Source organism: Pectobacterium hainanensis, from assembly GCF_046237015.1.
Lineage (GTDB): Bacteria > Pseudomonadota > Gammaproteobacteria > Enterobacterales > Enterobacteriaceae > JBJYIN01.
The window spans coordinates 105,490-130,790 of the sequence record NZ_JBJYIN010000013.1 but is presented as its reverse complement, the minus strand read 5'-3'; the positions used below and the strand labels follow the sequence as shown (position 1 = coordinate 130,790).

General features: G+C 48.7%; 23 protein-coding genes. 4 read left to right on the top strand and 19 right to left on the bottom strand.

Features of this window, described 5'->3' with window-relative positions:
* Positions 1 to 138: 138 nt before the first annotated feature.
* The 4 genes from hemG to pepQ are packed head-to-tail and all read right to left on the bottom strand — an operon-like array spanning position 139 to position 4,136.
* Complete coding sequence (gene hemG / locus ACKPVM_RS14360) at positions 139 to 678, bottom strand: menaquinone-dependent protoporphyrinogen IX dehydrogenase (protein ID WP_409309999.1); 540 nt, start codon at positions 676 to 678, stop codon at positions 139 to 141.
* A 20-nt stretch (positions 679 to 698) separates the two neighbouring features.
* The gene (gene trkH / locus ACKPVM_RS14355; RefSeq protein WP_409309997.1) at positions 699 to 2,150 is read right to left on the bottom strand and encodes a Trk system potassium transporter TrkH; all 1,452 of its coding nucleotides are present in this window, start codon (positions 2,148 to 2,150) and stop codon (positions 699 to 701) included.
* Between the two features lie 40 nt (positions 2,151 to 2,190).
* The gene (locus ACKPVM_RS14350; protein WP_409309996.1) at positions 2,191 to 2,805 is read right to left on the bottom strand and encodes an IMPACT family protein; all 615 of its coding nucleotides are present in this window, start codon (positions 2,803 to 2,805) and stop codon (positions 2,191 to 2,193) included.
* Complete coding sequence (gene pepQ / locus ACKPVM_RS14345) at positions 2,805 to 4,136, bottom strand: Xaa-Pro dipeptidase (protein WP_409309994.1); 1,332 nt, start codon at positions 4,134 to 4,136, stop codon at positions 2,805 to 2,807. The genes ACKPVM_RS14350 and pepQ overlap by 1 nt, the downstream gene beginning before the upstream one ends.
* 233 nt (positions 4,137 to 4,369) lie before the next feature.
* On the opposite strand from pepQ, the gene fadB reads away from it, so the two are divergent.
* Both fadB and fadA read left to right on the top strand, forming a co-directional pair.
* Positions 4,370 to 6,559 carry a fatty acid oxidation complex subunit alpha FadB gene (gene fadB / locus ACKPVM_RS14340; protein ID WP_409309993.1) on the top strand — a complete coding sequence of 730 codons (2,190 nt, stop codon included), beginning with the start codon at positions 4,370 to 4,372 and terminating at the stop codon, positions 6,557 to 6,559.
* An 11-nt stretch (positions 6,560 to 6,570) separates the two neighbouring features.
* Positions 6,571 to 7,734 carry an acetyl-CoA C-acyltransferase FadA gene (fadA, locus tag ACKPVM_RS14335; RefSeq protein ID WP_409309991.1) on the top strand — a complete coding sequence of 388 codons (1,164 nt, stop codon included), beginning with the start codon at positions 6,571 to 6,573 and terminating at the stop codon, positions 7,732 to 7,734.
* A 191-nt stretch (positions 7,735 to 7,925) separates the two neighbouring features.
* Here the strand turns inward: fadA and ACKPVM_RS14330 are convergent, their stop codons facing one another.
* The 3 genes from ACKPVM_RS14330 to ubiD form a co-directional block, all read right to left on the bottom strand.
* The gene (locus tag ACKPVM_RS14330; protein WP_409309989.1) at positions 7,926 to 8,894 is read right to left on the bottom strand and encodes an alpha/beta hydrolase family protein; all 969 of its coding nucleotides are present in this window, start codon (positions 8,892 to 8,894) and stop codon (positions 7,926 to 7,928) included.
* 72 nt (positions 8,895 to 8,966) lie between these two features.
* Positions 8,967 to 9,668 (bottom strand): NAD(P)H-flavin reductase, encoded by a 702-nt coding sequence (fre, locus tag ACKPVM_RS14325; RefSeq protein ID WP_409309987.1) that lies wholly within the window; start codon positions 9,666 to 9,668, stop codon positions 8,967 to 8,969.
* A gap of 52 nt (positions 9,669 to 9,720) precedes the next feature.
* Positions 9,721 to 11,208, bottom strand: coding sequence for a 4-hydroxy-3-polyprenylbenzoate decarboxylase (gene ubiD / locus ACKPVM_RS14320; RefSeq protein WP_409309985.1), 1,488 nt, complete (start codon positions 11,206 to 11,208; stop codon positions 9,721 to 9,723).
* Positions 11,209 to 11,413: 205 nt separating this feature from the next.
* Here ubiD and rfaH point away from each other — a divergent pair, with 205 nt between their 5' ends.
* Complete coding sequence (gene rfaH / locus ACKPVM_RS14315; RefSeq protein ID WP_409309984.1) at positions 11,414 to 11,902, top strand: transcription/translation regulatory transformer protein RfaH; 489 nt, start codon at positions 11,414 to 11,416, stop codon at positions 11,900 to 11,902.
* Positions 11,903 to 11,944: 42 nt separating this feature from the next.
* Here the strand turns inward: rfaH and hemB are convergent, their stop codons facing one another.
* From hemB to argC, 12 genes are all read right to left on the bottom strand, one after another.
* Positions 11,945 to 12,967: a porphobilinogen synthase gene (gene hemB / locus ACKPVM_RS14310; RefSeq protein WP_409309982.1), complete on the bottom strand. Its 1,023-nt coding sequence runs from the start codon at positions 12,965 to 12,967 to the stop codon at positions 11,945 to 11,947.
* A gap of 17 nt (positions 12,968 to 12,984) precedes the next feature.
* Positions 12,985 to 13,767, bottom strand: a complete 783-nt coding sequence (gene tatD, locus ACKPVM_RS14305) for a 3'-5' ssDNA/RNA exonuclease TatD (protein ID WP_409309980.1) — start codon at positions 13,765 to 13,767, stop codon at positions 12,985 to 12,987.
* A 104-nt stretch (positions 13,768 to 13,871) separates the two neighbouring features.
* A complete protein-coding gene (gene tatC, locus ACKPVM_RS14300; RefSeq protein ID WP_409309978.1) occupies positions 13,872 to 14,624 on the bottom strand; it encodes a Sec-independent protein translocase subunit TatC in 753 nt (250 codons plus the stop codon).
* A 3-nt stretch (positions 14,625 to 14,627) separates the two neighbouring features.
* A complete protein-coding gene (tatB, locus tag ACKPVM_RS14295; protein WP_409309976.1) occupies positions 14,628 to 15,233 on the bottom strand; it encodes a Sec-independent protein translocase protein TatB in 606 nt (201 codons plus the stop codon).
* A 3-nt stretch (positions 15,234 to 15,236) separates the two neighbouring features.
* Positions 15,237 to 15,497, bottom strand: coding sequence for a Sec-independent protein translocase subunit TatA (tatA, locus tag ACKPVM_RS14290; protein WP_409309975.1), 261 nt, complete (start codon positions 15,495 to 15,497; stop codon positions 15,237 to 15,239).
* Positions 15,498 to 15,579: 82 nt separating this feature from the next.
* Positions 15,580 to 17,220: a ubiquinone biosynthesis regulatory protein kinase UbiB gene (ubiB, locus tag ACKPVM_RS14285; RefSeq protein ID WP_409309973.1), complete on the bottom strand. Its 1,641-nt coding sequence runs from the start codon at positions 17,218 to 17,220 to the stop codon at positions 15,580 to 15,582.
* Complete coding sequence (ubiJ, locus tag ACKPVM_RS14280) at positions 17,217 to 17,825, bottom strand: ubiquinone biosynthesis protein UbiJ (protein ID WP_409309971.1); 609 nt, start codon at positions 17,823 to 17,825, stop codon at positions 17,217 to 17,219. Before ubiJ ends, ubiB begins: the two co-directional genes overlap by 4 nt.
* A gap of 12 nt (positions 17,826 to 17,837) precedes the next feature.
* Complete coding sequence (ubiE, locus tag ACKPVM_RS14275) at positions 17,838 to 18,593, bottom strand: bifunctional demethylmenaquinone methyltransferase/2-methoxy-6-polyprenyl-1,4-benzoquinol methylase UbiE (protein ID WP_409309970.1); 756 nt, start codon at positions 18,591 to 18,593, stop codon at positions 17,838 to 17,840.
* 108 nt (positions 18,594 to 18,701) lie between these two features.
* Complete coding sequence (gene rmuC / locus ACKPVM_RS14270) at positions 18,702 to 20,231, bottom strand: DNA recombination protein RmuC (protein ID WP_409309968.1); 1,530 nt, start codon at positions 20,229 to 20,231, stop codon at positions 18,702 to 18,704.
* A 219-nt stretch (positions 20,232 to 20,450) separates the two neighbouring features.
* Positions 20,451 to 21,824: an argininosuccinate lyase gene (argH, locus tag ACKPVM_RS14265; protein WP_409309966.1), complete on the bottom strand. Its 1,374-nt coding sequence runs from the start codon at positions 21,822 to 21,824 to the stop codon at positions 20,451 to 20,453.
* A gap of 126 nt (positions 21,825 to 21,950) precedes the next feature.
* Positions 21,951 to 22,724, bottom strand: a complete 774-nt coding sequence (gene argB / locus ACKPVM_RS14260; RefSeq protein ID WP_409309964.1) for an acetylglutamate kinase — start codon at positions 22,722 to 22,724, stop codon at positions 21,951 to 21,953.
* Between the two features lie 35 nt (positions 22,725 to 22,759).
* Positions 22,760 to 23,764 (bottom strand): N-acetyl-gamma-glutamyl-phosphate reductase, encoded by a 1,005-nt coding sequence (gene argC, locus ACKPVM_RS14255; protein ID WP_409309962.1) that lies wholly within the window; start codon positions 23,762 to 23,764, stop codon positions 22,760 to 22,762.
* Positions 23,765 to 23,967: 203 nt separating this feature from the next.
* Here argC and argE point away from each other — a divergent pair, with 203 nt between their 5' ends.
* Positions 23,968 to 25,125 (top strand): acetylornithine deacetylase, encoded by a 1,158-nt coding sequence (argE, locus tag ACKPVM_RS14250; protein ID WP_409309960.1) that lies wholly within the window; start codon positions 23,968 to 23,970, stop codon positions 25,123 to 25,125.
* Positions 25,126 to 25,301: the final 176 nt, after the last annotated feature.

Genomic DNA, 25,301 nt, shown 5'->3' with positions numbered 1-25,301 from the left:
CTGTTCACCACAACTGCGAATCGCTGTTGCCGTGTCAGTGGAGGCGCATTATAGGCACTTCTCGCCGCCTGACAAGCGCTAAATGCAAAAAAATTATCGAGTGGGGATTTTTTCAGCAAAGCGCAGTAAAAGGCGGCGTTATGCCGGATTTTTCGCCGCTAATTGGGAAAAGTCTTGTGCAAACCGAGTGACCTGCTGCCAATCTGTATATTCAATTTCTTTAGTCTTATCCGTCTCCCCGCCGGTCATACGCATAATAAGCTGAATCATCACGCGATCAAACCAGCGATAACGCGGATAACGTAGTGCCCCCGCGAATACACCACACAAATTCGGTTGCCAAGGTGAATGTAATAGAAACTTGCGTGTATAGGCATTTGTCTGGGCAGAACGCTTATCAGGCTTACGGGCCGTGAGATTGACGGAAAAAAAGGCGCTCGGCATGCTTTGTAAGGAGGAGAGGTTATGGCGAATAAATTGCTCAAGCGCCGGGTGAAAGCGCCCATATCGCACAGATGCACCAATTAGAACACAGCCATATTTAGTTAAATCACTATCATGTGCATTAAGTAAATTGATTACATCACACTCCAGCGTTCCCTTTAAGCTATTGGCAATAAAAGAGGCTATCGCTCTGGTTTGCCCATCCTTACTTGAAAACAAAATCAACGCCTTCATTATGCGATTCCTTTATCACGTTATTCACGCCAGAAAGTCGGCGTGAATAAGACTAAAAGAGTAAAAACTTCCAAACGCCCGAACAACATTGTCAGGATTAGTATCCACTTCGCAGCATCATTCATAGAAGTGAAATTCTCCGCGACAGCCCCTAATCCCGGCCCTAAATTATTTAATGTTGCAGCTACCGCGGCAAAAGCAGAAAAATCATCTACGCCTGTCGCAATAACTGCCAGCATACTGACGATAAAAACCAAGGCATAAGCGGAAAAAAAGCCCCATACGGCTTCCAAAATTCTTTCAGGCAAAGCACGATGCCCTAATTTAATTGTATAAACCGCATTGGGATGAACCAATCGTTTCAACTCACGATGACCTTGCAGGAACAGCAACAAAATGCGAATCACCTTCAATCCCCCTCCCGTCGATCCTGCACATCCACCAATGAAGGCAGCGCAAAGTAACAGCACGGGTAGAAAAAGAGGCCATGAAGCGATGCTATCTGTCATAAAACCAGCCGTCGTCGCCATAGATACAACCTGAAAAAATGCCTGATTCAACGTTTGCATCCCGCTGGCATATACATTGTGGAACCACAGTACAACCGTGCATACCGCGACCAGAGACATTTGGACAAAAATGAACATCCGGAATTCTGGATCCCGCCAATAAACACGAAGACTACGTCCACTTAATACGGCAAAGTGCAAACCAAAATTGCAGCCAGATATCAGCAAAAAGATGGCAATAATGGTATTGATTGTCGGACTATTAAAATAGCCAATGCTTGCATCATGCGTGGAAAAACCACCTACCGATACCGTCGAAAAGCTATGTCCAATCGCATCAAAAACCGGCATTCCAGCCAACCACAGCGAAACAGCGCAGGCGATGGTAAGCAAAAGGTAGATTAGCCATAGAGTCTTTGCTGTATCCGCTATTCTGGGGCGCATCTTATTGTCCTTCAAAGGACCCGGCATTTCGGCGCGGTAAAGTTGCATCCCACCAACGCCCAGAATAGGCAAAATAGCAACGGCCAGAACGATGATCCCCATACCGCCAAACCATTGCAGCATTTGACGATAAAACAGGATAGCTTTGGGGAGTGAGTCCAACCCCACCAGCGTCGTGGCCCCCGTTGTCGTCAGACCAGAAAACGATTCGAAAAAAGCATCCGTTACCCCAAGGTTGGGATGCTCTGCAAACAGGAAGGGTAGCGCACCAACGCTGCCGAGTACCGTCCAAAACAGGACAACAATCAAAAATCCTTCTCGTGATTTTAATTCATTACGCTGCTTACGATTAGGAAACCAGAGGATGATCCCAATAGCCAATGCAACAAAAAACGTTTCAGTGAAAGCTCGCCCTGCGCCATCGCGATAAATTAAGGCCACCAGCCCGGGAATAAACATTGTCCCGGAAAAAAGGATAACCAGCAGGCCGACAATTCGGGTTATGGCACGCAAATGCATTGCAGAGTATTCCTTAGTGATCCATAAAACAGCGCTGGAATTATTGTGAAATTGGCAACAAATGCAATGAACCGCGACTCAAATCACGTAACCTCACAGCCACCTTGTCTACCCCACTCACGGGGATAGACAACCGTAAGGTCACCTCCGTATCATACTCACTATGCAAAATTTGCCCGCCGACCTGATAGATCAATGCCTCAACCGGTGCGAGCAACGCATAGTCACATCGTAAAGCGTATTCTTTCTGTAATACTTTCTCTTGCTGCGGCATCAACTTTAACGCCTGTTGAACACCGCCACCATAGGCCTTGACTAATCCGCCGGTTCCCAGTTGCACACCACCGTAATAACGGACAACAACGGCAGTAATTTCCCCAAGCCCACTTCCCATTAATTGGGCTAACATTGGCTTTCCGGCTGTTCCCGATGGCTCGCCATCGTCAGAAAACCCAAGCTGTTGAGAATCATTGGGCGCACCAGCTACAAACGCCCAACAATGATGACTGGCGGCAGGATGCCATTCTCGTACCTGCTGAATAAAGCTTTTTGCACACTCAATACCCTGAGTCGGTGACAGCAAAGTGATAAAACGGCTTTTCTTAACTTCCTCATTGAAAGTCACTGACTCAATAGGAACAGGATAGCTCTGCATCAGGCCAGATTCTGATCGCGTGTCATGTTTTCAATACGTTTTTCGTGGATGACGATATTATCTTCAATGCGAATACCCCCAAACGGTTTTAGCGCATCAATCCTCTGCCAGTCAAAATGTTTGCTGAACGCTCCTGAGCGCCAAGGCTCAAGCAATGACTCAATGAAGTAAAACCCTGGTTCAATAGTTAACACCATACCGGGTTCAAGAACCCGAGTGCACCGCAAATAAGGATGGCCAGCGGGTGCGGCCAAATGAGTGCCATCATCATCCTGCATAAAACCGGCAACATCATGGACCTGCAATCCTAAAGGGTGGCCTAATCCATGAGGGAAGAAAGGCGTCGTTAACCCGTTTGCTACAATAGCCTCTTCACTGATACCCTGAATCAACTGGTGGGATATCAGTAGTTTTGCAATGCGCTGATGCATCTGCAAATGGTAATCGGTATAGCGAACGCCAGACTGAATCGTCTCAATCAGGTTAAGCTGTTCTTGATTCATATCCTTCACCAGAGCGGCATAAGCATTGTCGCTTAGAGAGGAATATGTCCGGGTTAAATCAGCGGCATAACCATTATATTCAGCCCCTGCATCAATCAGAAAACTGCGCACTTCAGACGGAACATGATGCTCAAGCTGGGTATAGTGCAACACCGCAGCGTGTTCATTCAGGGCGATGATATTATCGTAGGGGACATCAGTATCACGATGGCCTGTCGCCGTCAGATATGCCTGATTGATATCGAACTCACTCATACCAGAAAGGAAGGCTTCATGTGCAGCACGATGCCCAACCACCGCTGTTTTCTGTGCCTCCCGCATACAGGCCAGTTCATAGTCTGTTTTATAAGCACGATGATAGTGTAGATAATCCAGAATGCCCTGAGGGTTAATATTTTCCTGCTGGATTCCCAAGCTCAGCGCCCGTTGCGGGGTATAGCCAATATAAGCGACACGCTGGCGTTGCGCGGGGAGTAATCCCCCGATGTCATCGGCATGGCGCAAAACCGAAATATCAATATTCTTCGTCCAGAAACTGTCTGGTACTGACGCAACGTTATGCCAGTAATCAACCGGCGAATAGAACCATAGTTTTGGCGGATTAACGCCATCTACCCATAGCCAGCAATGAGGAACCTGAGTAACAGGCACCCACGCTTTAAACTGTGGATTAACCTTAAAAGGATAGTCGTGATCGTCCAGAAATACGGTCAAGAACTCGCCGGAATGAATTAGCAACGCATCAAGTTGATACCGTGCTAAGAGAACCTGCGTACGTTTCTGCAAAGTTGCCAGATGGTGCTCATATAATGAAGCCAGCTTTTCCATGGGTATCCCCGTTCGTCACAACACGTTTGTCATAACATCATTCATCACCATACATACGGTGAAAACAGTACAACCTTCCTATTTTAACACAGCGCTGTTCCAACGGCAGCGTTCAGTGCTTTGTGATCCTAATGGCAAAAAATTAATCATCCATTTGCAAAAAATTAACATTATATCCACAATTCATTGCATCTGGTCGTACCAGATTGCTAACGCTGAATTCGGAGATCAACATGCTTTATCAAGGTGAAACTCTCTATCTGAACTGGCTTGAAGACGGCATTGCTGAGTTGGTTTTTTCCGCGCCAGGCTCCGTCAATAAATTAGATACCGACACGGTTGCCAGCTTGGGTAAAGCTCTCGACATTCTGGAAAAGCAAACTTCATTGAAAGGATTATTGTTACGATCGGATAAACCTGCGTTTATTGTTGGCGCAGATATTACCGAGTTTCTTTCCTTGTTTGCTGCCCCTGCCGATAAACTTCACGAATGGCTGGTTTTCGCCAACGATATTTTCAATCGTCTGGAAGATTTACCCGTACCCACGCTATCTGCCATTAATGGTTATGCACTAGGCGGTGGATGTGAATGCGTTCTGGCAACCGATTTTCGCATTGCCGCAACAGGCCTGCGCATTGGTTTGCCGGAAACTCGGTTGGGCATTATGCCCGGCTTTGGCGGTACAGTACGTTTGCCGCGCCTGTTAGGCGCCGATTGTGCATTAGAAATCATCGCCGCGGGAAAAGACATTAGCGCACAAGAAGCATTGAAATTAGGTCTGGTACATGCGGTTGTTGCAGAAGACAAATTGACTAGCGCCTCATTGAAAACATTGCAGCAGGCTATTGGAGGCGATCTCGATTGGCAAGCCTATCGCCGCCCCAAGCTTGAAGCACTGAAATTGAGCAAAATTGAAGCTGGGATGAGTTTCGTTACGGCGAAAGCAATGGTTTTGCAAACGGCGGGCAAACATTATCCCGCGCCAATGACAGCAGTAAAAACGATCGAAGCCGCCGCATTCATGCAACGTAATGCGGCCCTGCAACTTGAGACACAAGACTTTGTCTCATTGGCTCGCTCAGATGCCGCTCGTGCGCTCGTCGGTATTTTCCTTAACGATCAGTATGTAAAAGGTAAAGCGAAGAAACTTGCCAGTCATCTGCCGCCGCCGAAGCAAGCGGCCGTATTGGGGGCAGGAATAATGGGAGGAGGGATAGCTTATCAGTCCGCCTATAAAGGTATCTCGATTTTCATGAAAGATATCAATGAAAAACCACTCGAACTCGGTATGAACGAAGCCGCAAAGTTGTTAAATAAACAACTCGAGCGCGGCAAATTGGATGGTATGAAAATGGCACGAATACTCGCCAATATTCATCCTACTCTGGATTATGTTGGTTTTGAGCGAATGGATATCGTCGTTGAGGCCGTTGTTGAAAACCCGAAGATAAAGGCTGCTGTACTGGCCGAAACAGAATTCCACATCAGTACAGATACCGTGCTGGTTTCTAATACATCAACCATCCCCATAACCCACTTGGCGACCTCGTTAAAGCGGCCCCAAAACTTTTGCGGCATGCACTTCTTTAACCCAGTTCACCGCATGCCGTTGGTTGAAATCATTCGCGGCCCGCAAACGGACGAAAAAACGATCGCTCGCGTGGTGGCTTATGCCAGTAACATGGGGAAAACGCCTATTGTCGTCAACGATTGCCCTGGCTTCTTTGTTAACCGTGTATTGTTCCCTTATTTTGCAGCATTCAGTTTACTGATACGTGACGGTGCAGATTTCCGTGACATTGATAGCGTCATGGAAAAACAATTCGGCTGGCCAATGGGCCCCGCCTATTTGCTAGATGTCGTCGGCATTGATACGGCTCACCATGCTCAAACGGTGATGTCTCAGGCATTTCCGGAGCGGATGGCAAAAGATTATCAGGATGCTATTGACGTCCTGTTCGAGCATCAACGATTCGGTCAAAAAAATGGCCACGGTTTTTATCGTTATCAAACAGATGGTAAAGGGAAGCAACGAAAAGAGTTTGACGAAAACACGGTTGCCTTATTGTCTCCCATCAGCCAGCCGAAGACCCCCTTTAGTACAGAAGAAATCATTGCCCGGATGATGATTCCAATGATGAACGAAGTGGCTCGTTGTCTGGAAGAAGGCATCGTTGATAGTCCTGCTGAGGCGGATATGGCGTTGGTATATGGGCTAGGTTTCCCACCATTTCATGGGGGCGCATGTCGTTACCTAGATACACTTGGCAGTACGCGTTATCTGGAAATGGCCCAACCATTATCATCGCTGGGGCCACTCTACCAAGTTCCGGATGGGTTGAAACACAAAGCCAAAAACAACGAAGGCTACTATCCGACGGTCACGCCACACGCGAACATTTCTCAAGGGCAATCGGCATGAGGATACAGAATATGGAAAAGGTAGTCATTGTTGATGCCATTCGTACCCCAATGGGACGTTCCAAAGGCGGGGCGTTCCGTCAGGTAAGGGCTGAAGATCTGTCTGCTCATGTCATGCGTGGTCTGCTCAGCCGTAACCCAGCGGTTGAAGCGAGCAGCATTGACGATATTTATTGGGGCTGTGTGCAGCAAACGCTGGAACAAGGCTTCAATATTGCGCGCAATGCTGCATTACTTGCAGAAATTCCTGCGTCTGTCCCCGCAACCACCGTAAACCGGCTGTGTGGATCATCAATGCAGGCACTGCACGATGCAGCCCGAGCGATTATGGTTGGTGATGCACAGGTATGTTTGATTGGCGGCGTTGAACATATGGGCCATGTTCCCATGAACCACGGCGTGGATTTCCATCCAGGTCTGAGTCGAACCACGGCCAAAGCAGCGGCAATGATGGGGTTAACCGCTGAAATGCTGGCTCGTCTGTATAATATCAGCCGAGAAATGCAGGATGCTTTCGCCGCGAGATCGCATGCACATGCTTGGGCCGCAACCCAATCCGGCGCATTTAGGCACGAAATCATACCAACTAGTGGCCACGATGATGACGGCGTATTGAAACAGTTTCATGATGATGAAGTCATTCGCCCAGAAACCACCGTTGACGCGCTTGCCACACTCAAACCCGCATTCGATCCTGTCAACGGCACCGTTACTGCGGGCTCCTCTTCCGCCCTCTCGGATGGCGCGGCAGCCATGCTGATAATGAGCGAAAACCGCGCCCGAGAATTGGGGTTGTCTCCACGCGCTCGCCTTCGTTCAATGGCAGTCGTGGGTTGCGATCCGTCGATTATGGGCTATGGTCCCGTGCCCGCCACTAAACTGGCGCTAAAAAGATCCGGGCTATCGACCAACGATATCGATCTCTTTGAAATGAACGAGGCCTTCGCGGCCCAACTCCTGCCATGCATTAAAGATCTGGGGCTCATGGATCAGCTCGACGAGAAGATCAATCTCAACGGTGGCGCGATCGCGCTAGGGCACCCATTAGGATGCTCTGGCGCCCGCATCAGCACTACGCTGATCAATCTGATGGAGCGTAAGGATGCCCAATTTGGTTTATCAACCATGTGTATCGGGCTAGGGCAAGGAATTGCGACGGTATTTGAGAGGGTTTAATTCCGCTACATTGTTCTGACCGTAATAGAATCAGGGCGGTAGTGAAGTCTATACCCAAAATAATTCAAGTTTCAGGAAGGCGGCAAGCGAAGGAATCCCGATGAGCTTACTTGAGTAAGTGATTCGGGTGACTGAACGCAGCCAACGCACATGCAACTTGAAGTATGACGGGTATATCGCCCTTATGATCGTTATCGTGCAACTTCCTGACTAATGCGCTCAATATCATGCGGATTAAAGCGAATATTCACGGTATTACCCGTATCCTGTAGGATTTTCTGGGCGATCAGACGTGTAGCAGGCAAGATAATATTGAAGTGATCGCTATTAGGAATGCGGTATGAATAAAACGGCACTTTCGCCTTCACCGCGTTATCTTGCATCTCAGGTAGTTCGTCATCCCAATAGTCCTCTTCCCCTTCAAAATAAAAAGTGGGCGATTTGATATGGGTAATAAACGTACGCGGTGAACGTAAATAAAACTCTTTGGGATTGTTAGTATTAAATGACGGCCCCACAGCGGTTCGACCCGCATCAAGTCGTACTTTCAAATCAGGGATCCCGCCCAATGAAAAACCCGCACGAAAACCAGAACGATACTCATTAGCTAATAAAGCCATGGTTCCACCAGTACTGTGTCCTGCCACATAAATACGTTCTGGATCGACATAAGGGAGTTTAGCCAGATACTCTCGTGCAGCATGCAGGTCATCAACTTCCCCATAAAACATTTCAAACTTTCCAGGATTATCATTCTCACCGCGCCAACTAGGCACCATCATGACAATCCCTGCTTCCCGGAATGCCCGCGCGCTCTGATCGTTATCTTCCTCTTGCGGCTCCCAGAAAAAATCGCCAATCCCACCATAACCACCATGCGCCCAGACCACCGCAGGGTGACGTTTACCATCTTTAGGGTCAGGAGAAATATACGCCACCAGATTACCCACGGCGGCAGGATAATGAATAACCTTGAAGATATCACCGGGTGGAACATCCGCTTTACCATCCGGTTCCAACGTATCCACAATTAATTGCGTATTAAATCCTTTACGCGCCTCTGATAAATCTTTATCGCTTAGAGGATACGCCAGTGCCCCATGAACGCTCCCCAACAAACTGATAGCAAGCACGATATCCCTGATTATTTTTACGCTCATATCCATTCCCTTTTCAAAAAATCAACTAACGGCCTGACAACATAAAAAATTCGCAAACAGCAATATTAAAAATCAGATAAACGCAAATGCATCACTGAACATATGGGCAGCAAGCGCACCACGTTCATTACAGAAACGCTCTCGCGCAATTTTTGCCATTTCAAAGCGGCCGGCAATATAGATATCCTGATCGGCCAGCGTACCGTAATCTTGTAGTACGGCACTCAGCACCGTGCCCGTTCGACCGTTCCAGCCATCTTCAGGCTGTTCCACAACCGGGATAACCTGTAGGTTCGGATGTTGTGCCGCTAACTTTTCCAGTTCAGCCAGATCATAGAGATGCTGACTTTCTCTGCCACCCCAATAGATCGAAATATGTCGCTCAGGCTGCTGCGCCAGCGATGTCAGCAAAATAGAACGGGCGTAGGAAAATCCGGTGCCACCCGCAATCAGCACGAGCGGACGCTGACTGTCTTCCCGTAACCAAGCCTCGCCATGAGGAATATCGACCGTCAGCACCTTCTCTTTAAGAATGCGTTCCATCACCGCCATCGCATAAAGATTGAGCTCAGAAGCACCGATATGTAACTCGATAAAACGCTTTTCCATCGGTGTAGACGCCAGCGAGAAAGGTCGTTTATCGCGATCGCCCATCACAACCATCAGATACTGACCAGCACGGAAAGAAAAAGGTGCCTCAGGTAACAATCGAACACGATAAACCGTATCGGTTATCGCCTCTACCGAGGTCACTTTACAGCTCAATGTTGTCATGCATTCCCTCTGTAGGGTCAAAAAGCAAAACTGAGAACAGAGCAACCACCACCTAACGCAGAGGTTCCTTGTCACTAAAAATGGCAAGTTCATCCCACAGTGCATCAATACGGGCACACACCTGTGGATCTTTTTTGATCGGATGCCCCCACTCGCGCTGTGTTTCACCTGGCCATTTATTGGTAGCATCCAGCCCCATTTTCGACCCCAATCCGGAAACCGGTGAGGCGAAATCCAGATAATCTATTGGCGTATTCTCCACCAATACGGTATCACGAGCCGGATCCATACGCGTGGTAATCGCCCATATCACATCTTTCCAATCACGGGCGTTAATGTCATCGTCACAGACAATAACAAACTTTGTATACATGAACTGCCGTAAAAAAGACCAGACGCCCATCATGACGCGTTTCGCATGACCAGCATACTGCTTCTTCATGGTAACGACCGCCAGACGATAAGAGCAACCCTCCGGCGGCAAATAAAAATCGACAATTTCAGGAAACTGCTTTTGCAAAATGGGGACGAAAACTTCATTCAGCGCCACACCTAATACCGCGGGCTCATCCGGCGGACGTCCCGTATAAGTGGAGTGATAAATCGCATTATTGCGCTGAGTAATATGCGTTACCGTGAAAACAGGAAACGTATCAACTTCATTATAGTAACCGGTATGATCGCCATATGGGCCTTCAGACGCCCTTTCATCCGCGTCAATATAACCTTCCAGAACAATTTCCGCACTGGCAGGCACCTCCAAATCATTCGAAAGGCATTTCACCACTTCTGTTTTATGCCCGCGAAGTAAACCGGCAAAGGCATACTCCGATAACGTATCCGGAACGGGCGTCACCGCACCTAAAATAGTGGCTGGATCGGCACCTAGCGCAACAGAAACCGGGAAACGTTGCCCTGGATTTTCCTGACACCACTCCTGAAAATCCAACGCCCCGCCACGATGCGATAACCACCGCATAATCAGTTTGTTTTTTCCCAATACCTGCTGGCGATAAATCCCCAGATTCTGACGCTCTTTATGCGGCCCTCGGGTTACCGTTAGCCCCCAGGTAATGAGCGGGGCGGCATCTTCCGGCCAACACTGCATAACAGGAATGCGACGTAAATCGACATCATCCCCCTGCCAAACCTGTTCCTGACAAGGTGCGGACGATAGACGTTTTGTCGGCATGTTTAACACCTGACGGAATTTCGGCATCTTATCGACCAGATCGCGAAAACCTTTTGGTGGCTCAGGCTCTTTCAAAAAGGCCAGCAGTTTTCCAACGTCACGCAACGCACTGACATCTTCCTGCCCCATGCCAAGCGCGACACGCTTCGGCGTACCAAATAAATTGCACAGCACCGGCATGTCATAACCCTTCGGGTTTTCAAATAACAATGCCGGCCCTTCCGCACGCAAGGTACGATCGGCAATTTCCGTCATCTCAAGATAGGGATCAATAGGCTGGCTAATGCGTTTCAGTTCACCCCTCTCTTCCAGCAGCGAGAGGAATTCACGCAAATCATGGTATTTCATGCTGACCGTCGAGGCAGTTTGTCAAGGCGACCATTATAAGGTCTCTTCCTCTGACTGTCGCTTCTTAGTACGGAGAATGATAAAAGGAACGCCGCCCTACTTTTTCAGTCAGTTACGGCATGTCGTTAAATATTTCCTCCGAAAAATTTTTATCCGCGCCCGCTTTTGTTATGCTTGCCCGTCATCATCATAAATCAGCAAAATTATGGAAGCCTGGTACTTATTGTATTGTAAACGTGGTCAGTTGCTACGGGCGAAAGAGCACCTCGAACGTCAGGATGTCGCCTGCATGAGCCCCATGATCACGCTGGATAAAATTGTGCGCGGTAAACGTACCGAGGTCTGTGAGCCGCTCTTCCCGAACTACCTTTTTGTTGAGTTTGATCCTGAGCGAATTCATACCACGACCATCAGCGCTACCCGAGGTGTCAGTAATTTCGTGCGGTTTGGTAACATGCCAACCATCATTCCACAACAGGTGATCGACGATCTATTGTCGCACCCGACACAAGGGATTACCGACCCACAGACGCCGCAGCCCGGCGATAGCGTATTAATTACCGATGGGATATTTAGTGGTCTGAACGCCATCTATACAGAACCAGACGGCGAAGCCCGTTCGATGCTATTACTGAGTTTTCTGAATAAACAGATTCGGCAAAGTATTGATAATCGACAATTTCAGAAAATGTAATATCAACAGAGCGGCACAATAGCCGCTCTCAAGATGACTCAATCAGCGCTGTAAATGCTGATCGTGTAACCACTGAGCCACTCGCTTGGCGAAATAGGTCAGCACACCGTCTGCCCCCGCGCGTTTAAAGCACAGCAGCGATTCCATAATCACGGGCTCTTCCTGTAGCCAGCCATTTTGAATGGCTGCCATGTGCATCGCATATTCACCAGATACCTGATAGGCAAACGTCGGAACCCCAAACGTATCCTTCACACGACGAAGCACGTCCAGATAAGGCATACCGGGTTTCACCATAACCATGTCCGCCCCTTCCTGAAGATCTTGTGCAATTTCCTGCAGAGCTTCATCGCTATTGGCTGGATCCATTTGGTAGGTTTTCTTGTTGCCGCCTTTTAGGTTCCCAGCAGAACCAATCGCATCACGAAACGGGCCATAGTAGCAAGAAGCGTATTTCGCCGAGTACGCCATAATCTGCGTATTAATCAGGTTTTCTACTTCCAACGTCTCCCGAATCGCGCCGATTCTCCCATCCATCATATCGCTAGGCGCAACGATTTCAGCCCCCGCTTCTGCATGTGACAACGCCTGCTTAACTAAAATTTCTTTGGTAGTATCGTTAATGACATACCCATCTGCATCAATGATGCCGTCCTGACCGTGAGTGGTGTAGGGATCGAGCGCGACATCCGTCAACAGACCTAACTCAGGCACCGCATCTTTTAGCGCCCGTACCGTCCGCTGCACCAGGCCATTCGGGTTATAAGCTTCTTCGGCATATAATGATTTTTTATCAGCCTCAATGACCGGAAATAGCGACAGCACAGGGATACCTAATTTGGCGATCGTTTCCGCTTCCTGCTGCAGCACATCAATCGACATTCTGAAAACCCCCGGCATAGAGGGAACTTCCTGACGTTGACGAGAACCTTCCATCACAAAGACTGGATAAATTAGGTCATTAACCGTTAGATGATGTTCAGCAACCAGACGGCGACTGAAATCATGGCGACGGATACGGCGCATACGCCGCCCTGGAAATGTGCCGGGAAAAGCATTGCTCATATCATTATTCTCCTGAATCAGGCCAGCCGGAAAACCCGGCGGGCATTTTCATCTGTTTTCTGCCCCAACCATGCGGCATCGTCTTCCCGCCATCCTGCAATTTGGTGGACAATATGCGGTAGAAAACAGGGTTCGTTACGGCGGAATACCGGCTTGGGGCTTAAATCCCGTGGTAACAAATAGGGTGCGTCGGTTTCCAATAACAACCGATCGACTGGAATATGTTTTAGCAATGACCGCAACTCAAGTCCTCTGCGCTCATCACACACCCAACCAGTAATCCCCACCATTAGACCCTGCGCGATACATTCATCAAGTTCCGTCCGATTACCGGTAAAACAATGGATCACCGCAGACGGAAGCTTATCGAGCCAGGGCTTTAATAAAGCAAGGAAACGAACATGTGCCTCACGGCAATGTAGGAATACGGGCAAAGACAACTCAGCCGCCAGTGCCAATTGTGCACTGAAAGCCAATTCCTGCTCCGCAGGCGTCGAAAAATTCCGATTGAAATCAAGCCCGCATTCACCAATGGAAACCACACGATCTGATTGCGCCAGGTGATAAACTTGCTCGACAGTTGAATCATTCCAATGGCTGGCATCGTGCGGATGCACACCCGCCGTTGACCAACAGTAAGCAGGATATTGCTCAGCTAGCGCTAAAGCCTGCTTACTTTCCTCAATATTTGTCCCTGTAATCAGCATACCGCTGACACCAGCCTGTTGCGCACGAGCGACAACCAGCTCTCGATCCTTTGTAAACTGAGAGTTGGTTAAATTGACACCGATATCAAACATGGATTATTTATCCGTTATCACGGCTGAATTGCGACCATAGAAAATAAAAAACAAAACCTCTCAGAGAGAGGTTATATCTGTACCAAACCAGAGGAAATTCAACCTTATGGAGAAGGTTCTTCCGTCTCGGCACGACGTCCTTTACCCACGTAAAACCGAGAGAAGAATACGCCGATTTCAAACAGCAGGTACATAGGAATGGCTAACAGCGTCTGAGAAAATACATCCGGCGGCGTCAATATCATTCCAACAACAAATGCACCGACCAGCATATAAGGCCGTTTCTTTTTCAGATCATCGGGGGTAATCACGCCACTCCAACAAAGCAACACAATGGCGATGGGCACTTCAAATGACACCCCAAATGCCATAAATAACGCCATGACGAAATCAAGATAATTATTGATATCCGTCGCAATCAAAACACCTTGTGGTGCCGTTTTGGCAAAGAAACCAAACGCCAGCGGAAATACCACAAAATAAGCAAATGCCATCCCCGCATAGAACAACAAGCTGCTGGAAATCAGCAAAGGCATCATCAAACGGCGTTCATGTTTATACAACGCTGGCGCGACAAAAGCCCAGACCTGATACAACACTAACGGAGCTGAAATAAATACCGACACAATCATCGTTAGTTTTATTGGCGTAAAAAACGGTGAAGCGACATCGGTTGCGATCATATTCGCACCAGTCGGAAGTTGCTCAATCAGTGGGGCAGAAACGATCTGATAAATGTCATTGGCAAAATATACCAGACAAAAGAACACGCCCAGTATGCAGATGATACTGTTCAATAGCCGCTTACGCAGCTCGATCAGGTGGCTAATCAGCGGTTGGGTATCTTCAGCAGCCATAAACTAACGATCATCACTTTTTTGGTAAGGAGAAACAGCCGAAAGCTGCTCTGGCTTGGATTTGCTTTCTGTCGCAGGGATTGCTTGACTCTCGTTTTCTACGCCTTTTTTTTCTAATATATTGTTTTTAAATATATTGTTTTCGGCAGTATCCTGCTGAGCAAGCACCTCAGGCTGATCCAAGTTTGGCGAGGCAGTATTCTCCGACGCCGATGGAGAAGCGCGTTCCACATCAATAACACCGTCATGCACGGCTTCAGGATCGCTCAACGGCTGATTGGTCGACGGGTTAGCGCCTTCCACATCGGTGGGAGATTTTGAATAGCTGCGTTTCATCGCTTCGGCCGCTTCTTTAAGCTCGTCCATGGACGCTTTTAATTCTGGCGACAAATTTTGCAAGCTAGCTTTCTCAACCTTCTTGAGGCTTTCCTGCAGCTCCTGCAATTTTAATTCCTGCGACAGCTCGTTCTGAACCGTAGATGCCAGCGAACGTAGCGTTCGAATCCAACTGGCTACCGTTCTTACGGCAACAGGCAATCGCTCAGGCCCAAGAACAACCAGGCCTATCACCATAACCAGCAATAGCTCGCCAAACCCGATATCAAACACAGATTACACCTGCTCTTTATGCTGGCTCTTCGCGTCTTCTTGTTTCGTTTCAGGTTGCTTTTCTGCGATCGACTTAGTCGCGAAATCGGCATCCTGTTCTGTTTTATCGGCATTGGCAGAAGGCTGTTCATCACCCATGGCCTTTTTGAAGCCTTTGATTGATGCGCCCAGATCTGAACCCAATGTTCTCAGCTTGTTGGTACCAAACAGCAATACGACGATTACCGCAATAATCAACAAGTTCCAAATACTAATACCGCCCATGCTATTTACCTCTTTGAAAAAAGGGGGTCATAAAAACGATCATCATTATATAAGGCAATTCTGCTATACATGATGATCTGCTTCAATGAGTTCGACGCCAACCAATAATCCAGGCGATAATTCCTGCCGCCATCAGCCCTGCTGGAACGATATCGGCTTCCACATGGCTCACCAGTAACACCGTACCACTGATCAGCAGTGTCGCGCCAATCCCCAACAGATAACGGGATTGCCCTTGACGCACTCGCTGAGTCTGCAACTCATCGATAAGCTTGTCTACACTCTGTTTCAACGTCTTATGCTGACGTAAACTGTCATAAAACAACTCGGGTATTTCAGGCAATTTCTCAGCCCAAAACGGCGCTTTCTCTTTTAAAGCACGCATCATTGCTGGTAAACCAACCTGATCTTTCAACCAGGTTTCCAAAAACGGTTTGGCCGTTTTCCAGAGATCGAGCTGAGGATAGAGCTGCCGCCCAATCCCCTCAATATACAGCAACGTCTTTTGCAACAGGACTAATTGCGGCTGCACTTCCATATTAAAGCGGCGAGCTGTATTAAAGAGATTCAATAATACATGACCAAATGAAATTTCTGCTAATGGCTTTTCAAAAATAGGCTCACACACCGTACGGATTGCGAATTCAAAATCTTCAACGTTGGTATCCGCTGGCACCCAGCCGGAATCCACATGCAATTCGGCAACTTTACGGTAATCGCGATTAAAAAAAGCGATGAAGTTTTCAGCCAGATAGCGTTTATCTTCTTTATTCAGAGAACCGACGATGCCGCAGTCAATCCCGATATACTGCGGATTTTCAGGATGTTCGTAACTGATAAAGATATTACCCGGGTGCATGTCCGCATGGAAAAAGCTATCCCGGAAAACCTGCGTAAAGAAAACCTGAACGCCACGTTCCGCGAGAAGTTGCATATTGGTGCCATTGGCTTTCAACGTTTCGACATCCGAAACGGGAATACCGTAAATGCGCTCCATAACCAGCATGCTTTCGCTACAGTAGTCTGAATACACTTCCGGAATATACAGCATCGGGCTATCTTCGAAATTACGTCTCAGTTGAATCGCATTTGCCGCTTCACGCAGCAAATTCAACTCATCAAGCAACGTCTTTTCATATTCCCTCACCACTTCCAAAGGACGGAGTCGCCGTCCATCCGGCAATAATCGTGGTAACCAACCAGCCAGGCGCTTCATCAGGCGCATATCTGCTCTGATAACAGGTAAAATGTCGGGTCGTATGACTTTAATAACGATCTCTTTACCCGTGCTTTTCAGACGAGCAGTATGTACCTGTGCGATAGAGGCTGAGGCTAACGGTTCGATATCAAAATCATCAAACCAGCTTTCTAATGGGATATCGCCCATAGACTGTTCTATCTGCTTACGCGCCAATCTTCCTTCAAAGGGAGCAACACGGTCTTGCAGCAAGGCGAGCTGATCGGCAATCGCAGGAGGAAACAGATCGCGGCGCGTCGACATCATTTGACCAAACTTTATCCACACCGGACCAAGCTCTTGCAACGCTAATCTCAGCCGTTCTCCCAGAGGCTTGTCGCGATGATGGTTTGGCAACCAAAATAGCAGGCGTCGTCCCAAACGCAGTGGGATAGTGAGTCGTATTTTGGGAATCAGTTCATCCAGACCATAGCTCAACAAAACGCGAACGATGCTGTAAAGGCGGAGTAGCTCACCAGGCATCATCGTAGAGTCTCCAATTTTGCCAACCGTTCGGATAACCGATCGACTGATTTATCCAGGGCCGCAATTTCATCATGAAACCAAACGTGTTCAAGTCGACCAGGAGCCAAACGCCACTCTTCCACAATCGTTTCTGATAGTACGTGTTGTGATCGACATAAGGTCTGTCCCAAGAAACGCAGTGTTTTTTGCGTAGTCTGGCTTAGGTTCTGAGCAACAATATCGCCTAGGTATGGGGCAAACCACTCCGCAGGATCAAACTCGGCTAAATCAAGCAGCGTAATAAATTGCTGTGCTACTTGAATATCCCCTTCAATAACCAGCTCGCCGCTGCGCATCAGAGCAGATAAGTTCTGGCGATCCCGCAATTTCAGTAAAACAGAAATGCGGGTTTTGAGCTGACAGTCTGCCTCATCCTCCCACTGACTTATCACATCAAGGCGTTGTTCATTGAAAACCAGTACCACAGGCGCATCCAATTCAGATAACACGATCTTCAGTGTTTTTCCCTGTAGACGTTGGCGAGCGGTTTTCATACTACGGTCACGAAACAACAGCTGATTCAATGCTGTTTCCAGCGTAGCGGTCAGAACAGACGTTATCAGCATGGGCGTTTCCAATCAGAATTTAAAACCGCGGTGTAGCGCAACAATCCCACCGGTAAGGTTGAAATAATTCACACTGTCAAAACCTGCGTCCCCCATCATCCCCTTCAACGTTTCCTGATCGGGGTGCATACGGATTGATTCAGCCAGATAGCGGTAGCTATTCGCATCACTCACCACCATTTCGCCGATTCTTGGCAGGATATGGAATGAGTAGGCATCGTAAACCTTGCTTAGCGGTTGAAACGTTGGCTTGGAAAACTCAAGAACCAACAAGCGTCCACCGGGTTTCAGGACACGATACATGGAACGCAACGCTTTATTCTTGTCGGTGACGTTACGTAAACCGAAAGAAATGGTGATGCAGTCAAAATAACCATCGGGAAATGGCAACGCTTCCGCGTTGGCTTGCACATAACTGATATTATTGATAATACCCTTGTTACGCAGTTTCTCACGCCCAACTTTTAACATTGATGCGTTAATATCAGCTAGGACGACTTCACCCTCATCGCCCACCATCCGGGAAAATTTTGCAGTCAGATCGCCGGTTCCGCCAGCAAGATCAAGAACTCGCTGGCCACGACGCACACCGCTGCACTCAATAGTGAAACGCTTCCAGACACGATGAATACCAAAGGACATCAGATCATTCATCAGATCGTATTTTGCTGCTACGGAATGAAAAACTTCAGCCACCATGACTTCTTTTTCATCCTTGGCGACAGTACGAAAACCAAAGTCTGTTGTTTTCTCCTGCTCGTTTGCCATTTTATCCGCCTACTATTCCAGTCAAATGTCGGGTCTACCTATTAAGGGGGAGAGTTTAACAGACCCGTACAAAAAGCTCACCGCCGAATACCTATCGGTTAAGGATGATCAAGGCTGACGTTTCTCATCCAAGCCCAAACTGTCAGACTCTACCACCGTCAAATCCTGCCCAACATTTTCATACTCGGCATCTTCATTTACAGCAGCCTGCTCTGCCAGAGAAGGGCTAATAGGGCGTTTAATTTCCACGCCTAGATGGCGAAACCCTTCGGCTTGACCAATGAGGTTACCACGCCCAGACGAAAGTTTATTCATTGACTGACGATAATTTCCCTGAGCTTTATCAAGGCTTTGACCTAGTGCTTCCATATCATCAACAAACAAACGCAGTTTGTCATATAACCGTGATGCTCGTTCGGCGATCTGTTGCGCATTACGGCTTTGTTGCTCATAACGCCACAGATTATTAATGGTGCGTAGTGCAACCAACAGTGTCGTCGGGCTAACCAGCATAATATTGTGCTTTAGTGCCTCGCTGATCAACTCAGGCTGACGATCGATAGCCAGTAAAAAAGCCGGTTCGACGGGAATAAACATGAGAACATAATCCAGAGAACGTAGCCCCGGCAGTTGCTGGTAGTCTTTACTGCCCAGCATGCGGATATGGCCACGAACGGACAGCAAATGCTCATTCAATGCAGCCAGACGCTCAGCGTCATCTTCGCTATTAAAATAGCGTTCATAGGCCACCAGCGACATTTTTGCATCAACCACAACATCCTTGCCTTGGGGTAAACGCACGATCACGTCCGGCTGCATACGGTTGTGAGTGCTGGTCTGAATGCTAACCTGCGTCTGATATTCATATCCCTCACGCAAACCCGAGGCTTCCAGCACACGGCTCAGTACAACCTCGCCCCAATTCCCTTGCGTTTTGTTGTCCCCTTTCAGGGCTTTGGTCAGATTAATCGCTTCACGCGCCATCTGCGCATTCAACTGTTGCAGGTTCCGTATCTCATGAGCCAGCGTATGTCGTTCACACGCTTCCGCACCAAAGCTATCCTGTACCTGGCGACGAAAACCATCAAGCTGTTCACGTAATGGCATGAGCAAACTATCCAGGCTCTGTTTGTTCTGCTCGTCTACTTTGCGGCCGCTATGTTCAAAAATCCGATTAGCCAGATTCTCAAATTGTGTCGTCAGACGTTGTTCACTATTGACCAGCAGACGCTGCTTTTCTTCTGCGGCCATACGGGTTTCTTCCAACCGAATCGTGACTTCACGCAGTTCAGCCTCTTGTGCACGGTTAATTTCCCGTAATGTCCGTAGTTCCTGATTTAACTGGTCACATTCTGCCCGCAGTTGTCCCAACTGTTGCAGCTTTTCATGATTAGCTGACAGTTGCGCGTGGACGTTACGTAATTCCAGCTCATTCTGTCGCAAACGTTGTTCATCCTGCTGCCTGGCCTGCTGCCCCTCCGCCAACGATATCTGCGCTTGCTGTAACGAGTGCTCCAGCAAGCGTTGTTCGGTATCGAGGTGGGATAATCGCTGTTGCTGCCTCAGGCTGGCGATCAACCAACCGACCAATAGGCCAATCACGCCCCCGCCGAATCCATAAAATAGGTTGATATCCACAATGCCTCCGCGGCGTATATCACTGTGCGTCAAGGTAAAATGATACTGTATGGATGTCCAGAGACATTTCTGATAAGGGGAGAAATGAATGGAAAAATGCGAACCGTATTCCGCATGGCGGCAAGAATACGGCAATCGAGGTAAATATCAGGTAAATACCTATCAACGCTTTCCCAAAGGTGGATCCACCTTTGGGAAAATCCCTTCAGCGAGAATCAGTTAGCCTAAACGCTGCTGCGCGTCATTGATAGCCCGAGTAACCTGCTGTGGTGATACCCCTCCCTGAGCGGCACGTTTGTCCAAACAGGACTGCAAAGACAAAATAGGGTAAACATCATCTGCGATCACTGAGCTAAACTTCTGCAAGTCAGCCAATGATAACGCTTCCAGAGCTTTCCCTTGGTTAATCGCTTCGACCACCGCTTCACCAACGATATGATGCGCTTCGCGGAACGGCACACCTTTGGCAACCAAATAATCGGCCAATTCCGTTGCATTGGCATAGCCTTGTTCTGCGGCTTCTTTACAGCGAGGACGTTTCACCTGAATCCCTTCCAGCACCAGTGCTGCCATCATCAGGCAGTCATGCCAAGTATCCAGCGCATCGAACAGCCCTTCCTTATCTTCCTGCATGTCCTTGTTATACGCTAACGGCAGCCCTTTCAGCGTCATCATCATGCCAGTTAATGCCCCTTGCACCCGACCGCATTTACCGCGGATCAGTTCCAGCGCATCTGGATTTTTCTTCTGTGGCATTAGAGAAGAACCCGACGTCACACGATCGGATAGCTCTACAAACGCGGCTTCACCGCTATTAAAGAAGATCAGATCTTCAGCAAAACGCGACAGGTGGATCATACCGATCGAAGCATCAGAAAGCAGTTCCAGTACGTGATCGCGATCGGAGACGGTATCCAGACTATTTCGCGTCGCTGAAGCAAACCCCAGCCAGCCAGCCAGTTGCTCACGATCGATTGGATATGCCGTACCGGCCAGCGCACCACAGCCTAACGGACTCACATCCAGACGTTTCAGCGTGTCTTCCAGACGACTTTCGTCACGCACCAACATTTCATGGTAGGCCAAACACCAATGTGCAAACGTAACTGGCTGAGCGCGTTGCAGGTGGGTATACCCCGGCATGACCGCATCCTGATTGCTTTTCGCCGTTGTCACCAGCGACTGACGCAATTGGCGCACCGCCAACAACAGTTCCGAGATTTGCGTTTTACACCATAACTTCAGGTCTGTGGCAACCTGATCGTTGCGACTGCGCCCTGTATGCAGCTTTTTGCCTAAATCACCGACTTTTTCAATCAGGCGCTGTTCAACCCAGCTATGAATATCTTCCGCATCACTTTGCAGGATAATCTCTGAATCAGACTGGACTTCAACTAACAGCGCATTCAATGCCTGTTCCAGTTGTTCCTGTTCTTGTTCGCTGAGTACATTGACGGTCACTAGCGCTTTCGACCAGCCCACAGAGCCGATGATGTCCTGCTCTGCCAGGCGATAATCAAACCGCAGTGAGTCATTAAACTGTTTAAACCGTTGATCTGCTGCCTGGCTGAACCGACCGCCCCACAAAGCCATAACCATTACTCCCGGAATTGAATGTCTGGCACAGCAACCGTGTCACGAACTGTGCCAATAAAAACTGTGCCAATAAAATAAGAACGGCATCATGCCATACTCGTCACGCTCTGACCTGCAAAAATATCACGCCAGAATGCGTGTGCCGATCGCGACACCGTTAAACAAGGCAGGCAGTTGATCGGCGTGACGCCAACTGGCGATATCCACAGGACGCCCCAGAGTCCGTGCTGCATCCAGAGCAGCATTGACCTTGACGATCATGCCATCAGTAATAATACCCTGCACAATCAACTGCTCGGCCTTCTGGGCGGTCATCTCGGCGATGCGTTGACCTTTTCCGTCCAAAATACCACTCACATCAGACAGCAGGATTAAATCGGCCCCTAATGTTGCCGCCAACGCGGTGGCAGCCTGATCGGCATTGACATTCATCAGTTCGCCCTGAGCGGTGATCCCAATGGAACTCACGACAGGTAAGTACCCCGCTGACAACAGCGTATTCAGCAGTATCGGAGAACCGGCTTCCGCTTTGCCCACAAAGCCCAGCGCCTCATCCAATTGCGTCACGTTCGTGCTACCGCCATCCGCCAAACATAAGCCAACGGCATTAATATCGTGCTTTTTCGCCCAGGATAAGAGTGTCTTATTGGCAGACCCGGCCAGCGCGCCGGTGATGATATCAATCTGATCGGCAGGCGTGACACGCAGACCATTCTTCTTTACCACCGGCAATGACAATTTCTTCATCAGGTCGTCAACCAGACACCCACCACCATGCACAATCACCAGCGGTCGCTGATGTTCCTGACGGTATGTCACTAACGCCGTAAACAGGCGCTCTAGCGCTTCTTCACTATCCAGTAAAACGCCACCTAGTTTGATAATTAACGGGTTCATTGTTCTTTTGCGCCTCGGAATGATGAATTTTTAATTTAAAGTAAAGATTGGGTTTCCGGGAAACCGAAACGAATATTCAGGCATTGCACCGCTTGAGCGGCTGCGCCTTTCAGCAGGTTATCTTCTGTAGCAACGATAATCAGGTGCTCTCCATCAACGGAAAAACCAATATCGCAGAAGGGTAAACCGACAACCGATTTCAACGCAGGCACGCCCTTCTCATACAGGCGTACCAGCGGTTTGTCATGATAGGCATTATGGTAAGCCTCGGCGATATCCTGCTGGGTCACGCCCGGCTGTAAGCGGCAAGTGATGGTTTCCAATATGCCACGAGCAAAATTACCGAGATGAGGCGTGAAAATAACCGGCGTACCGAGATGAGTTGAAATCTCCGGGGCATGACGATGATTGAAAATGCCATAGGGTTGCAGACTGACCTCACAGAAACTGCTGGTCAGTGACGCTTTACGGCCCGCTCCGCTTACGCCACTCACGGCATTGATTACCGGCCATTGTGTGAGATTCAGCAGTTGTGCATCGATGAGCGGCTTCAACGATAGCTGTGCTGCGGTGGGGTAACACCCAGGCACAGCAACCAGTTGCGCATGTTTGATACTTTCAGCCTGCCATTCGGCCAGACCATATACCGCCTGCGCCAGCCAATCCGTATGCTGATGTTCAAATCCATAGTAGCGGGTATAAAAATCGGCATCCTGTACGCGATAGGCTCCAGACAAATCAAATACCGTGCAACCTGCTGCCAGAAATTCAGGTGCCAAATCGTGGCTCACCTTGTGATCCGTCGCCAGAAACACGACATCGATACCTTTGGCAGCCTCAGCAACCTGCGTCAAGGGTTGTACCGGCAAATCGATAATGCCTTTCAGCTGTGGATGCAAATCGGAGATCAGTTTCCCGGCATCAACACTTTGCGCTGAAACCGCTAAAGCGGTTATGTTCATCTGTGGGTGACGGTTCAGGTAAAGTGCAAGTTCAGCACCGGTATAACCACTTGCACCAACAATCAACGTATTCAGCATGAGATCCGTACACCTTCTTATTTATCGATGAAACAGGTAACAAGGCTCACCAGCGTTAACACGCTGTTCACCCAAGAAACTATGTGAAAAGGTGGATTCTCCACGACCTGTATTTTAGGGTTTCCTTTCACATAGCGATATTGTATTTTTATTCACAATTAATGCATGAATATTGATACTATCCTAACCAGAGGCTGTCAACAGTGAAGATGAATTTACCCCCTTTTATTGAGCTATACCGGGCGCTGATCGCGACTCCGTCTATCAGCGCAACCGAAAGCGCGCTCGATCAAAGTAATCAGACATTAATCAACCTGTTGGCTGGCTGGTTCACCGATTTAGGCTTCCATGTCGACGTTCAACCCGTTCCCGGTACCCTCAATAAATTTAATATGCTGGCGCGGATTGGTGAAGGAAAAGGCGGTTTATTGTTGGCTGGGCACACCGACACCGTGCCTTTTGACGATGGACGTTGGACACGTGACCCTTTTACGCTGACCGAACACGACAATAAACTTTACGGTTTGGGTACGGCAGATATGAAAGGTTTTTTTGCCTTTATTCTTGATGCCTTACGCGATATCGATCCGACCAAACTGACGAAACCGCTCTATGTACTGGCAACAGCGGATGAAGAGACGACGATGGCTGGCGCCAAGTATTTCTCCGAATCGGCACAGATTCGCCCGGACTGCGCCATTATCGGCGAGCCAACCTCACTGCAACCGGTGCGGGCACATAAAGGCCACATGTCCAACGCGATCCGTATTCAGGGGCAATCCGGCCACTCCAGCGACCCATCACGCGGCGTAAACGCAATTGAGCTGATGCATGAGGCGATCTCCCATCTGTTAACCTTGCGCAATACCCTACAGGAACGCTATCACAACCCGATTTTTCACATTCCCCACCCCACCATGAACCTCGGCCACATCCATGGCGGCGACGCAGCTAACCGTATTTGCGGCTGCTGTGAGCTCCATATGGATATCCGCCCGCTGCCGGGTATAACGCTGAACGATTTGAACGGACTGCTGGCTGAAGCGCTCTCACCTGTCAGCCAACGCTGGCCGGGACGTTTGACCATCAGCGAACTGCATCCCCCGATTCCCGGATACGAATGCCCTGTGGATCATAACCTGGTATCCGTCGTGGAGAATCTGCTGGGGACGAAAACGGAAATCGTAAACTACTGCACCGAAGCGCCATTTATTCAGACGTTGTGCCCCACGCTAGTTCTGGGGCCGGGATCGATCGAACAAGCGCACCAGCCGGACGAATATATTGATACCGCATTTATCAAACCGACGCGGGAACTGATTGCGCAGGTGATTCACCACTTCTGCCATCACGGAAATTAACGGCAAAACACGGGGCGTTTGTCCCCGTGTTTCCCTCACTAATAAGTTCACCTAATGTCAGCCCTTCTGTAATTAAATTTCACAAATTGCCAACGCGATACCAAAGCGGGTACAAAGATCGGGGGACAGAAAGAATAGCAAGAACAGGGAATCGTCAATTGACGAATCTGCCTTAT

Coding starts and splice junctions, on each gene's coding strand:
- tatA (WP_409309975.1), bottom strand. CDS start 15,497: ATGGGCGGTATTAGTATTTGGAACTTGTTGATTATTGCGGTAATCGTC.
- fadB (WP_409309993.1), top strand. CDS start 4,370: ATGCTTTATCAAGGTGAAACTCTCTATCTGAACTGGCTTGAAGACGGC.
- ACKPVM_RS14330 (WP_409309989.1), bottom strand. CDS start 8,894: ATGAGCGTAAAAATAATCAGGGATATCGTGCTTGCTATCAGTTTGTTG.
- ACKPVM_RS14350 (WP_409309996.1), bottom strand. CDS start 2,805: ATGCAGAGCTATCCTGTTCCTATTGAGTCAGTGACTTTCAATGAGGAA.
- ubiB (WP_409309973.1), bottom strand. CDS start 17,220: ATGATGCCTGGTGAGCTACTCCGCCTTTACAGCATCGTTCGCGTTTTG.
- rfaH (WP_409309984.1), top strand. CDS start 11,414: ATGGAAGCCTGGTACTTATTGTATTGTAAACGTGGTCAGTTGCTACGG.
- trkH (WP_409309997.1), bottom strand. CDS start 2,150: ATGCATTTGCGTGCCATAACCCGAATTGTCGGCCTGCTGGTTATCCTT.
- ubiE (WP_409309970.1), bottom strand. CDS start 18,593: ATGGCAAACGAGCAGGAGAAAACAACAGACTTTGGTTTTCGTACTGTC.
- ubiD (WP_409309985.1), bottom strand. CDS start 11,208: ATGAAATACCATGATTTGCGTGAATTCCTCTCGCTGCTGGAAGAGAGG.
- tatD (WP_409309980.1), bottom strand. CDS start 13,767: ATGTTTGATATCGGTGTCAATTTAACCAACTCTCAGTTTACAAAGGAT.
- fre (WP_409309987.1), bottom strand. CDS start 9,668: ATGACAACATTGAGCTGTAAAGTGACCTCGGTAGAGGCGATAACCGAT.
- ubiJ (WP_409309971.1), bottom strand. CDS start 17,825: ATGCTGATAACGTCTGTTCTGACCGCTACGCTGGAAACAGCATTGAAT.
- argB (WP_409309964.1), bottom strand. CDS start 22,724: ATGAACCCGTTAATTATCAAACTAGGTGGCGTTTTACTGGATAGTGAA.
- argC (WP_409309962.1), bottom strand. CDS start 23,764: ATGCTGAATACGTTGATTGTTGGTGCAAGTGGTTATACCGGTGCTGAA.
- fadA (WP_409309991.1), top strand. CDS start 6,571: ATGGAAAAGGTAGTCATTGTTGATGCCATTCGTACCCCAATGGGACGT.
- tatC (WP_409309978.1), bottom strand. CDS start 14,624: ATGGCTGCTGAAGATACCCAACCGCTGATTAGCCACCTGATCGAGCTG.
- hemG (WP_409309999.1), bottom strand. CDS start 678: ATGAAGGCGTTGATTTTGTTTTCAAGTAAGGATGGGCAAACCAGAGCG.
- pepQ (WP_409309994.1), bottom strand. CDS start 4,136: ATGGAAAAGCTGGCTTCATTATATGAGCACCATCTGGCAACTTTGCAG.
- argH (WP_409309966.1), bottom strand. CDS start 21,824: ATGGCTTTGTGGGGCGGTCGGTTCAGCCAGGCAGCAGATCAACGGTTT.
- hemB (WP_409309982.1), bottom strand. CDS start 12,967: ATGAGCAATGCTTTTCCCGGCACATTTCCAGGGCGGCGTATGCGCCGT.